Raw genomic sequence first — 12068 nt, forward strand, 5'->3', positions numbered from 1 at the left:
CGCCACTTTCGACTTGGCCGTGCGGTGGCTCGGTTGTTGGTAAATGAGTTTGTCAGCCCGACCGTTTGCAATGTGCCTGATTCCTGTCGGAATCGATGCGGAGTTGTTGACGGTAGCGGGCGAAGTCTGGCAACCGAAGAGTCTTTCGCCCGCGACGTTCACAAACGCGTGTTCACAAGCGCGGATGCATTCGCAACCATGAATTGATCAAGGAAACGACAATGAACGCCAAGCTACTTCTACTGCTCTGCTTTGCGTGCTCGTTCGCGTTGTATCCGTTGCGAGCGGACGAACCTGCGAAGGAACCAGCACGGGAAACCTTTCCATCTCCAACCAACGCCACCGAAGCTCGCGCCCGAGCTCGGCTGCTGCACGAAACCATTCATGGCACGCTGCAAGTCGTCCATCGAGACTTCTTCGACGAAGACAATTCGCATGACATCCCGTCGGCTTCGTTAGAGGACGTATTTGCAGAACTGGCTACGACCTACAACGTGCGTCTGAAATGGCTGATCGTCGAAACCGATGTCATTAATGTCGATCACCAACCCGAGGACGAGTTTGAACGAGCTGCCGTCAGGGCACTCAAGAGCGGCAAACCCAGTCATGAGGCGATCGAAGAATCCCGTTACCGTTTCGCCGGCCCGATACGGTTGGCCTCGCAGTGCTTGAAATGTCACGTTAAACATCGAACCAGCACCGAGGACCGAACGGCAGGTCTGTCAATCTCGATGCCACTGCAACGATCTCGCTAGTTCGCACGCAGCCGCAAATGAAATGTTTGCGGACTTCTCTGACTCTTGATTCAGCCGAATTCCGCTTGATCAATTGACCACTTCGTTTCACCGGTAGCCGGCGGCGTCGTGTACCCGGTGAGGTCGTGTACCCGGTGAGGTCGTGTACCCGGTGAGTACGACGCCTGTCCGCGACGACCAGACGCAAGGCTTCAATCAATTTCGTATTCATCTTCAGAATCCAAGCAGGTGGTGTTCAGTGTGTTTCTGCCAAGACAGAACCGCTCGACGGCTCTTTTGACGATGATTACTTGATGCGTTTCCCAAGGAATTCACGCACTTTCTTGGCAATGAAGGGGCACTCCTCTTCCAGTGCGAAATGACCGGTGTTGAGGATGTTGAAGTCCACGTCTTTCACATCGCGGCGATAACCTTCCGCACCGGGAACGGGAAAGAACGCATCGTGTTCGCCCCAGACGATCAGCACGGGCGGTTGGTTTTCACGAAGGTACGCCTGCCACTCTGGATAGTGCTTGATGTTGTTCTGGTAATCGTAAAACAGACGAAGCTGGACTTCGTGTTGGCCCGGACGCGAGATCTTCATGTAATCCAGGTTCCAGGTCTCCGGAGCGATGTTTTCCGGGTTGCGTGTCCCGTGTGTGTACTGCCACTTCATTCCTTCGAGCGTGAAGACGTTTTCGATAATCGTTTTCTCATTCTCCGGAGATTTGTCTTTCCAGTATTTCATAATGGGTGCCCATCCGGCTTCGGCGATGCCCTCTTCGTATGCATTACCGTTTTGAACGAGCAGCGTTTGCACGCGTTCAGGGTGAGCTGTCGCGATTCGGAAACCGATGGGGGCTCCGTAATCCTGGATGAACAACGAGTACTCTTTCAGTCCCCGCTGTTGCAGGAAGTTGTCCATCGTTTTGGCGAGGTTGTCGAACGTGTACTCGTATTCATTTGCGGGAGGAAACGAGCTTTCGCCGAACCCGGGATAATCAGGTGCAACCAAATGGTAGGCATCCGAGAGGTCACGGATCAGATTGCGATACTGGTGTGACGAGGCTGGAAAACCGTGCAGCAAAACGATGGTCGGCTTGCTCGGGTCGCCGGCTTCGCGATAGAAAATCTGCAGGCCGTCGACGGTCTCGTAGCCATGGCGAACCTCGGTCACTTCCGCCTTCGAGGTATGTGACTGATAGGTCTGGGCATTGGTTGTTGTGTTCGTGATGGTTCCCAAAAAGATGGATACGGCCAGTGTTGGAAGTGAAATCAGTTTCGTCGTGAAATTGGTTGTGTGTCGCATGGTTCGCTCTAATGATTCGATTGAAGGAGATTGGGTTGGGATTCGGTCTGGCTATATCACAGTCTCTCCCAGACCCGGTGAGTCTGTCGGACGTGGACCCAGTGCCCAGTGAAACTTGCGTTTCGATTCGTCAATCGCATAGTCGTTGATACTGGCTTCGCGACGACGCATCAGGCCATCGTCGTCGAACTCCCAGTTCTCATTTCCGTAAGCACGAAACCACTGCCCTTCAATGTTGCAATACTCGTACTGGAAACGAACCGCGATGCGATTGCCCTCGAAAGCCCAAAGTTGCTTTACAAGTCGGTACTCGGATTCGTTATTCCATTTGTCTGCGAGGAACTCTCGAATCGCTTTTCGGCCCGTCACGAACTGGTCTCGGTTACGCCATTGGCTGTTCACCGAGTAGGCTAGCGAGACCTTGTCCGGGTCTCGCGAATTCCACGCGTTCTCCGCGGCGCGGACCTTCGCGGCCGCTGTCTCACGATTGAACGGCGGTTTGATATCCGTGGGGGAAGGTTGCATCACGTCTTGAGTCTCGATCATTGGTTGACTCCGGTTTGGTGTTGTTTGAGTTGTCGTTTGAGTAAACGGTTTTCACGCTTGAGTTCTTCGAGTTGATCGGTGAGTGTTTGCATTCGGTCGTCCAGTTCGTCCATGGTCCAACGCGGTGCGATGTTCTTAGGGCAGTTGGAGTTCCAGGTCGTGATGTGAAATACAATCGCTCGTTCTGGACGCTCGTCGACGGTCAATCGCTGAAGCAGGTCGTCGTCGTTTTCCACGACCTCCGCGGTTCCCCATATCTTGACCCTTTGTCGATTTGGGTAGTCCATCAGGAACAGGAACGCATGATCGTTTTCTGATAGGTTTCCGATCGAAATGTATTGGGCGTTTCCCGCAACGTCACCGAAGGCGAGCGTCCGTTCGTCCAGCACTTGCAGGAAGCCCTTTTTCCCACCCCGATGCTGAATGTAGGGCTGGCCTTGGCGGTTGGCCGTGCCGACATAGAACGAATCACGTGCGGCGATGAAGGCTGCAAGTCGTTCGTTGATCTCGCCGGGGAATCCACCGTCGCGATCCATGTTCTCGTACATCTCCCGCGATCCGCGCTGCTGTTGGGCGGCGCGGACGGCGGGAGTAAAGACGATGTCGCCGGCATTGCTCGCAGTCATGGTCATTCCTTTTGAGTGGCGGTAGCTCATCCGCGATTGCGAAATCACGGGACGCGGATGAGCGGTCTGTTGACATTGGTGGATACCGATGCTGCGGGCCAATCGGGAGCTACTGTGCACATCCCGCCGAGCAGGTTTCGCCGACACTGAGCGGTTCGGCAGCCGGGAAGTCAACTTCGGTTTCGGCGACGTGGTTGAAGTAATTCGTCAACAGGTTCAGCGCCGTGTTGGCGACGACCTCGGTGATCTCGGCGTCGGTCACGCCGGCAGTGCGCGCCGCCGCGACGTCTGCGTCCGAGACCTTGCCTCGCGTCTCAACGATCTGCGCCGACAATTTCAAAATGGCGTCGGTCTTGGTATCGCTGGCGCCCGCCATTCGAGCGTCAAGGATTTCCTCGGGTGAAAGGCCGACCATCTTGCCGATCGCCGAATGGGCACTCAGGCAATACTGGCAATCGTTCGCTTGACCGACCGCCAGTGCGATCTTCTCGCGAGTCTTCCCGTTCAGGTCACCGTTGCTGAGGGCGTCGCTGAATTTCAGGTAGGCGTCCAGCGCGGCGGAGGAATGTGCAAACGTGCTCATCAGATTGGGAGTCATGCCAAGCTTGGCTTGCACGCCGTCGAGCAGAGCTTGAGATTTTTCGTTGGCGTTGTCACGAGCGATAGGAGCGATGCGAGTCATGGTCAGGGTCCTTGGAAAGGAGTTGGTAGAAGGTGCCGAACACGGCGTCGGCTGATGTCTTCCTTACACAAACCCCGTGCCAAAGACTTGCGGAATGCGTAAGTCCTTTGTCCGCAATGACTAGCGAGTTTTGGTTTTGGTGGACTCGCATTACGAAATATCGTGAGTTACGAAATGTCGTTGGCTGTTCACGAAAATTCGTGTATTCTTGGGCCATGCTCGAACATCATTCACCGCTGATCGAAAACCCAAGATGTTTGCTCCTGGAGTTGGCTCAGCGGCATGATGTCGGCGACGCGCTGCGGTTGATCGTGGATCGAATTGCGGCTTCAAAATCGGTAGCGCTCACTCGGATCTGGTTGCGCCGCCCCGGACTTGGTTGCGAGACCTGTCGTATGCGTCCGGAATGTCCTGACCAATCTGAATGCCTGCACCTTGTTGCTAGCGCCGGGCGATCCGTCGTGGAACCCGAACGCGATTTGACAAAGACGCAGGGCGACTTTCAGCGGTTTCCTATCGGTGTTCGCAAAGTGGGGAAGATTGCTGCATCCGGTACGCCGCTGGAGGTTCAAGCGATTGAAGGAGAGCACTCTTGGATCGCCGAGCCGGCATGGTTCGAGGCCGAGGGGATCCGCGGATTTGGCGGCCAACCGCTCATGCATCGCGACAAAGTGCTGGGGGTTCTCGCGGTGTTCTCGCGGTCCACCATCAGTGAAGAAGACTTTGATTGGCTACGCACGATAGCGGACCATGCTGCGGCTTCGCTTGGCAACGCGATGGCGTGGGAAGAGATCGAATCGCTGCGCAAGCGATTGGAAATGGAGAATGAATACCTTCAAGAACAGTTTCGCGAGGAGCATGCGTTTGGCGAAATCGTCGGCAAGAGTGCGAGTCTCCGTAAGGTCACCGAGCAGATCGACTTGGTTGCACCAACGCAATCAACGGTTCTGATTACGGGACAAAGTGGCACTGGCAAGGAACTTGTCGCTCGCGAGATCCACCGACGTTCGGCCCGGGCAGACAGGCCGCTGATCAAAGTCAATTGTGCGGCGATCCCACGAGAACTTTACGACAGCGAGTTCTTCGGCCACGTCAAAGGCAGTTTTACTGGCGCGATGCGTGATCGGGTCGGCCGGTTCGAGTTGGCCGATGGCGGGACTTTGTTCTTGGATGAAGTCGGTGAGATTCCGCTTGACCTACAAAGCAAGCTCTTGCGAGTGCTGCAGGAAGGTGAACTCGAACGCGTCGGCGAAGAAAAAACTCGCGATGTCGATGTGCGGATCATTGCCGCAACCAATCGTGACTTGAAGGCCGAAAGCGAAGCGGGATCGTTTCGAAGCGACTTGTATTACCGCTTCAGCGTTTTTCCGATTGAGCTGCCACCTTTATCGCAACGTACCGAAGACATTCCACTGTTGGCCGAACACTTGCTTAAGGCGGTGGCCCGGCGAGTCGGTCGTGAATCGCCACGGCTAACGAAGGCCAACATCGCCCAACTGCAAAGGCACTCTTGGCCAGGCAACATTCGCGAATTGCAGCATGTTCTTGAACGAGCATTGATCACGTCTCGTTCCGGGCGGCTAAGTTTCGACCTGCAACATGACGCCAACAACCCTCCGACGGATTCTCCTGCTAGCTCTTCGCGTCATGACGACAACGTCATGACGGAACAGGAAGTCCGTGCTCTGGAAGCCGACAACATCCGCCGAGCTTTAAAAAAATGCAACGGTAAGGTCTCGGGCGACAATGGTGCCGCTCAATTGTTGGGCATCAAGCCAACGACTCTGGCCTCGCGAATGAAGAAATTCAATGTTAGGCGCAACTCGGAATCGTGATCTTGTGACAATGAGATGCTGTTGTTTCTCGCGGCGTCTACGCTGAAGTCACCGGCGAAACAACGTACACAGCCAATCGCAAATAGCTCTTTCGTCGCATCGTGTGGCGGATGCAGAGTATCGAAGAAGGCGGCTTGTCTGAGGGGCCATCACTTGTGCACGCGAACTGGCCGACGGTGCCGATTTGCGAGTTACTGCCTCGCGACAACGCAGGCTACTGTCCGTCGCCCGAGCCACGAGTAGTCATTCATCGCGGAGGCCAATGGGCCAGGTTGCTCAATCCGGCGTACGAGCGTCGGGCTCCTCGGTCCAACCCGCCTTTTTCATGGCTTGCTGAGCCTGCCGCAAATTCCAGTAGTTTCGATTAACGGTTCCTTGGCACAGGAACATCGAGCTGCCCGCATGCCAAGCGACGTGATCCAGCTTGAATTCTCCCAGCACATCGTCAAGGACGTCGAGCCCAACAAATGGAGCGAACGGCAGTTGCTCCTCGCGGCTAAAGTGGGCCAGGCCCTTTGCGTATCGCAAATGCACAGCGTATTCGGTGCGAAACAAGTTTGGCTCCTGGGTTGTGATGGGATACTGATAGAACGTAGCCCGCAAAGCCCACCTGTTAACCCGAGCCGAACATGAACCGTCGGGTTCGGTGGTTCGGAAGCAAACGGCGCGGCAACAAGCAGCCACTTTGTGAACCGTGAGCGCGATAGTTCGCAGAGGCAAAACCGGTGAGACGGACGCAGCTCATGCGAATCCGGTACGGCGCGGTTCGAAAGAGAGGTTTCGGGCAAAACACCGAAACTTGAAAAACGCCTCAACCACGGCGTTTCTTAACTGGCCAGCTCGGCCGAAGAAGGACTCTCGAAGAGCGAACTGGCCGGTCGGCCAATTCCGCAGATCGTGAAGAGTACCCCCGAAGGGATTCGAACCCCTAACCCCTGGTTCCGAAGACCAGTGCTCTATCCAGTTGAGCTACGGAGGCGTGTTTGGTTGGCGGGCGTGTTTTGCACGCGTTCGCGTATGATGTACTTTTTTCGTTCGCAGGGCAAGTGACTTCGAATGGTTCACGCGTCGAGTTTGGCGAATCGTGATAGGTCTTCGCCGGTTGATCCGATTGGAGAACCTGTGCCGACTGCGTCAAAACTGCTTCGATTGACTCGGCCATGTTGGCGATTCGGTCACAACGAAAAGGCTTGCCTTTTGTGCTGCGGGCGGGAATTATGCCGGGGGCGGCCGGGTTTGGCAACTGGGGAGACGGTTTGGCTGGGTAGAGAGTTTGGCTGGGCAGAGAATTTGGCAACTGGGTGTGAAACCGCATCTTATTGGATTTGTCTCAGGTCACGTTCTAGCGCACACGCTTTGTCTGGCGGTCGGTATGATCGTTCTCTTGTGGTTTCGTACGTGCGGTTTCGTACTTGCGGTTTCAATGCGAAGGAGTTGGGGTGAAGGTGATTCTGGCCGAGAAGCCTTCGGTGGCGAGAGACTTGGCGTCCTACTTGAATGTGTCCGGGCGGCACGACGGTTATTTTGAAGGTGGCGGCTACCAGGTGACCTGGGCGTTCGGGCACTTGGTCGAACTCAAAGAGCCTGCGGATTACGATCCCTCGTTGAAACGTTGGTCGCTCGAATCGTTGCCTTTCATCCCGGACAAATTTCAACTGCGGTTGCGTGGCGATGACGGTGCAAAGAAACAATTTGCGACGATCAAGCGATTGTTTCAGTCTGCTGACTCGTTGATCTGTGCGACGGATGCGGGGCGAGAAGGCGAGTTGATCTTTCGCTACATCATGACGCTCGCCAAGTGCACGCGAAAACCGGCCGAGCGTTTATGGCTCAGTTCTTTGACGCCGTCTGCGATCCGGTCGGCTTTCGCGTCGATTCGTCCTCTGTCGGACTACGACAATTTGTACGCCGCCGCCAAATGTCGCAGCGAGGCGGACTGGATCGTCGGTCTCAATGCGACACGCAACTACACCGTCCGTTATCGAAACGGGGTGCCCGCGGCGAGTCAATCCGAATCCGATTCCCAACGTGTTGCAACGGGACTGTTGTGGAGTTTGGGACGCGTGCAGACTCCGGTGCTCGCGATGATCGTCCGACGAGACGACGAAATTCGAACGTTTCGACCGCAGCCGTTTTGGGAGTTGATGACGGTCTACCGCGACGTTCAGTTTCGGTACACGGGCAAGCGATTCGACAAAGAAGATGATGCCGAACAGGTGCGTCAATCGGCGGACGCCGAACCGCTCGAGGTGAAGAAGATTACCGGCAAACTGGAAAAGGCACAGCCACCACAGTTGTACGACCTGACCGAATTGCAGCGGGACATGAACCGGCGATACGGAATCTCCGCCGCCGACACACTCGCGGCTGCCCAGTCGCTCTACGAAGCGAAACTGATCACGTACCCGCGGACCGATTCGCGGTACCTCAGCAAAGACATGAAGAAGGACGTGCCGAAAGTCCTTGAGAAACTGAAGTCACTCAAACCGAAAGAGATTGGCAAACTCGACCTCGCGTCGTTGCCCTTCACCGGACGCATCGTCAACGACGCGAAGATCAGCGATCACCATGCGATCATTCCAACCGGAGCGAATGCGGGCGTGCTCAATGATCGGCAGCAGAAGGTTTACGACGTGATCGTGGTGCGGTTCATCGCGGCATTCTATCCGGCGTGCGAAAAGCAAGTGACGACCGTTGACGCGGAGGCCGCCGCAGTGGGCTTTCGTGCCCGAGGTGTTCGGGTCACCGTGCCGGGATGGACGGAGTTGTATCCTCGCAAAGCGAAACGCGGCGGCGAATCGGACGAACCGCAAGCGTTGCCGGAGTTCACTCGCGGCGAGAAAGGGCCACACCAACCATTTATCAAACCCAGAGAAACTTCGCCGCCGAAACACTTCACCGAAAACACGTTGCTCGGGGCGATGGACACGGCCGGCAAGATGGTCGAGGAAGCCGAGCTGCGAGAAGCTCTCAAGGAAAAGGGCCTCGGGACTCCCGCGACGCGAGCCGCCACGATCGAGACGCTGCTGAACCGGAAGTACATCGTTCGCGACAAGAAGAACATCCTTGCCACGGATCTCGGCCGTTATCTGATCGCGATCGTTCGTGATCGCAACCTGACATCGCCTGAGCTGACCGGGGAATGGGAGGCGAAACTGAAACAGATCGAACTCGGCAAACTTTCGTCCGATGTTTTCATGCGTGAGATCGAGCAATACACACGCGAGATCGTGCATGCAGGATCGGCGGCGTCGATTGATCAAAGCGTTTACGGTCCGTGTCCCCGTTGTGGGGAACCGGTCATCGCGGGCAAGAAGGCGTTTGGATGTTCGGGGTGGCGAAACGGATGTGATTTTGTGCTCGAGCCGAACTACCGAGGCGTGGGGCTGTCGATGGTGCAGGTGCGTGAACTGCTGCAGATCGGATCTGTCAGCACGCCGGTGGTGGTCGATGACGAGGCTCCGTTTTTGCTGACGATGAACGGGAACGGTGTCGTTGTGGAGGTGCCTGTTCCGACCGGAAACGAGCAATCGACAGTCGAGACGCCCGCGGGGTCGAAGAGTCGGAAAAATTCGGCAGGCAGCAAAGCGAAAAATGCTAATCAGAAGACACCGAAGGGTTCAACAAAAAGTCCAGCACAGCAGAGCGAGGGCGGTGAGGCGTCGATCGGTGTGTGTCCGTTGTGTGGCAGTCCGGTGATCGAACAGACGAAATCGTTCAGTTGCAGTCGATGGCGGGACGGATGCGGGTTGACGATTTGGAAGACGATGTCGGGCCGGAAAATCTCGATGACGAACGCGAAGAAGCTGTTGAAGAAGGGGAAGACGCCGTTAATCAAAGGCTTCACGTCGAAGGCGGGGAAGAAGTTTGACGCGGAGTTGAAGTTGGTTGATGGCAAGGTGCGATTTAACTTCTGAGATTGGTGACTCTTTTGCCGCGTATGATCTTTGCCTATGTCGCCGGACGGTTTGTGTGCTGGGGGCTTTTGTGTGCTAGGGGCTACGGTATCGGTATTTTAGTGCTGGGATTCTCGTGCCGGGAATCAGCGAGGCGAAACGGGCCGGCGGCATTGAAAAAAGTGTGCAGGCAAAACTCATTGCGCCCGGTTTGCGATAGAATGCCGCCTGATCTTTCTATCCGTTTCCGCGCCGTGATCCACGTTGAAGGGTCCGTCTTTTAAGAGATCCATGTTTTCAGTGAAACGCATACTTAGTCTTTTCGGTCCGATGCTCGCGTTGCTAATCGTGGTGATCGTGTTCGCGGTCGCCGAGTGGATAATGGGGACAGAGGGCAATTTTGCATCGACTTCGTCGGCGCGGTTGGTCGGTGTTCAGAGCGTCAAGATCGCGATCGCGTCGCTCGGGATGACGCTGATCATTATCAGCGGCGGGATCGATTTGTCCGCGGGAACGGCGGCGGCGATGTGCGGTTGCGTGGCGGCGGTGACATTGGATTACGGTTACTCGATCTATGCCGCGGTGTTCTTTGCGGTTCTCGCCGGGGCGGCGTGCGGGTTATTTAACGGAGTGTTGATCGCTTCGTTGCGGTTGGTTCCGTTCATCATCACTCTCGGTTCGATGACGATTTTCATGGGGATCGGTAAATTCCTGTGTGATCAGGGCGGCACGATCACGCCGCCTCGCGAGACGATCCCGGATTGGCTGCGCTCGATGGTGACGCAGTATCCCGACCCGATGTGGATCCCGTACGCGTATCCGCTGCCGAACTTTGGGTGGGGCGTTTGGTTGGCCTTGGGGCTATCGGTTGTCGTTGCCATCGGGTTGCACAAGACCGTGTTCGGTCGACATGTCTTTGCGATCGGGTCAAGTGAGGCGACCGCGCGATTGTGTGGTGTCCGAGTGACGCGGACGAAGATTCTGGTTTATACGATCGCGGGTGCGTTGTTTGGGTTGGCGGGATGCGTCGACATCGCACGGTTGGAGAAAGGCGATGCGACGGCAGGAATGGGATTGGAGCTAGAAATCATCGCGGCGGTAGTGATTGGTGGCGGATCGTTGCTCGGGGGAAGGGGCAGCATTGTGGGGACACTGTGTGGTGTGTTGATCATGGGGGTGATCAATCTCGGGTGCACGGCATTGGAACTGGAGAACCAGGTCGAGAACATTTTGCTCGGCGTGATCATTATCGGAGCGGTCTACGTCGACCGGCTTCGCAGCATGCAGACGTCCGAGGCGGCGACATGAATCAGAAACAGCAAGTCTGGATCGGGATCGCGTTTTGGGCGATCGTGTTGCTGTTCGGCGGCGGTTGGATGATCAGCGGTCGCGTGCGAGAGCAACGGGGCGGCGATCCATCAGCAGCAGTCACAGAGCATTCTTCAGCGAGTCCCGCGTCGCTAATGTTGGGATCGCTGTGGTCGCCCAATCAGGACTTCGAAATTGCCGATCCGACGGGAGTCGTGAACGTCGGCGATGTTGTGTTTGCTCCTCAGGCCGACGAGGGGATCGAAGCGAAGGATCCTCATTCGGTTTCAAATTGGCATGAGGTCGGCTATGTGACGTCGGTGCGGATCGAAAAAGGGGCCGCCAATCAGATAACGGTTTCGATGTTTGATCCCGACGCGTGGTCAGACTCGGCAACGTTCACGGTGCATCGCAACAGCGGACGGATGGAGGATGTTTTGGCGACGTTGATGCCGCGGGAAAAGCGAGCCGAGTTGCAACAACGTCTCAAGCGAGCATTCGATCTGCATGCCGAATCGATCGCGGAGGAGATCATGCCGTTGATCGTCGAATCCACCCGAGCAACAGTCCCGATCATTGAATCGGCGATGGTCGAGTCGGTGGAGCGGCATCGTGACGAGATCGATGCGTTGGTTTCTCGCTATCGAGAGGAAATCGTCCGCGAACGGATCGTACCGTTGGTGCGTGAGGAGGTTCTGCCGATCGTTCGCGCTCATGGGCAAGAGCCGGCGGAGTCGATCGGTCGCGAGGTTTGGAACCGTGCGTCATTATGGCGGTTTGGATGGCGGGCGATCTACGACAAGTCGCCGTTGCCCGAACGCGAACTCGTTGTGGAAGAGTGGCGTCGATTTGTCGATGAGGAGGTCGTTCCGATCGTCGAAGATCATCTCGATGAAATCGCCGTGGCGGTCGAAAACATGATCCGCGATTTGGCCGCCAACGAAAAACTCCGCAGTGAGATCGCCGATGTTGCCAATACGATCGCGAGCGACCCGGAGGCTCAGCGGTTGCTAAGGACGATCCTGCGTGAGGCGATCGTCGACAACGAACGCATCCGCGAGGCGTGGAGCCAGATTTGGACATCGGCTGATGCACAGGCTCGACTTCGGCGGGCGGGCCAGCGGATTGAACC

The 12068-nt window shown here is 56.2% G+C and carries 11 protein-coding genes and 1 tRNA gene; 6 read left to right on the forward strand and 6 right to left on the reverse strand.

The window, feature by feature from the left end; all coding sequences use genetic code 11:
* Positions 1-207 (forward strand): hypothetical protein (locus tag RSSM_RS34655; RefSeq protein ID WP_236621057.1); only part of this gene is annotated, 207 nt, incomplete at its 5' end.
* A 14-nt stretch (positions 208-221) separates the two neighbouring features.
* Positions 222-755, forward strand: a complete 534-nt coding sequence (locus RSSM_RS10020; RefSeq protein ID WP_008677491.1) for a c-type heme family protein — start codon at positions 222-224, stop codon at positions 753-755.
* A gap of 286 nt (positions 756-1041) precedes the next feature.
* Here the strand turns inward: RSSM_RS10020 and RSSM_RS10025 are convergent, their stop codons facing one another.
* From RSSM_RS10025 to RSSM_RS10040, 4 genes are all read right to left on the reverse strand, one after another.
* Positions 1042-2043 carry an alpha/beta fold hydrolase gene (locus RSSM_RS10025; protein ID WP_008677492.1) on the reverse strand — a complete coding sequence of 334 codons (1002 nt, stop codon included), beginning with the start codon at positions 2041-2043 and terminating at the stop codon, positions 1042-1044.
* Positions 2044-2094: 51 nt separating this feature from the next.
* Positions 2095-2589, reverse strand: a complete 495-nt coding sequence (locus RSSM_RS10030; RefSeq protein WP_008677494.1) for a nuclear transport factor 2 family protein — start codon at positions 2587-2589, stop codon at positions 2095-2097.
* Entirely contained in the window at positions 2586-3215 is a 630-nt protein-coding gene (locus RSSM_RS10035) for a pyridoxamine 5'-phosphate oxidase family protein (RefSeq protein ID WP_085979992.1), read from the reverse strand. Before RSSM_RS10035 ends, RSSM_RS10030 begins: the two co-directional genes overlap by 4 nt.
* A gap of 109 nt (positions 3216-3324) precedes the next feature.
* Complete coding sequence (locus tag RSSM_RS10040) at positions 3325-3897, reverse strand: carboxymuconolactone decarboxylase family protein (protein ID WP_008677498.1); 573 nt, start codon at positions 3895-3897, stop codon at positions 3325-3327.
* Between the two features lie 215 nt (positions 3898-4112).
* Here RSSM_RS10040 and RSSM_RS10045 point away from each other — a divergent pair, with 215 nt between their 5' ends.
* Positions 4113-5732, forward strand: a complete 1620-nt coding sequence (locus tag RSSM_RS10045) for a sigma-54-dependent Fis family transcriptional regulator (protein WP_008677500.1) — start codon at positions 4113-4115, stop codon at positions 5730-5732.
* A 276-nt stretch (positions 5733-6008) separates the two neighbouring features.
* Here RSSM_RS10045 and RSSM_RS10050 read toward each other — a convergent pair whose 3' ends face one another.
* A complete protein-coding gene (locus RSSM_RS10050) occupies positions 6009-6287 on the reverse strand; it encodes a hypothetical protein (protein WP_044302109.1) in 279 nt (92 codons plus the stop codon).
* Between the two features lie 350 nt (positions 6288-6637).
* Positions 6638-6711 (reverse strand) — tRNA-Arg (locus tag RSSM_RS10060).
* Between the two features lie 460 nt (positions 6712-7171).
* On the opposite strand from RSSM_RS10060, the gene RSSM_RS10065 reads away from it, so the two are divergent.
* From RSSM_RS10065 to RSSM_RS10075, 3 genes are all read left to right on the forward strand, one after another.
* On the forward strand, positions 7172-9649 hold the full coding sequence (locus RSSM_RS10065) for a type IA DNA topoisomerase (RefSeq protein WP_044302118.1): 2478 nt from the start codon (positions 7172-7174) through the stop codon (positions 9647-9649).
* Positions 9650-9928: 279 nt separating this feature from the next.
* Positions 9929-10936 carry an ABC transporter permease gene (locus RSSM_RS10070; RefSeq protein WP_144059703.1) on the forward strand — a complete coding sequence of 336 codons (1008 nt, stop codon included), beginning with the start codon at positions 9929-9931 and terminating at the stop codon, positions 10934-10936.
* The coding region (locus RSSM_RS10075) for a hypothetical protein (protein WP_008677509.1) at positions 10933-12068 on the forward strand (1136 nt) is incomplete at its 3' end. The genes RSSM_RS10070 and RSSM_RS10075, both read left to right, overlap by 4 nt.

It is taken from the genome of Aporhodopirellula sallentina SM41 (assembly GCF_000346505.1).
Classification (GTDB): Bacteria; Planctomycetota; Planctomycetia; order Pirellulales; family Pirellulaceae; genus Rhodopirellula; species Rhodopirellula sallentina.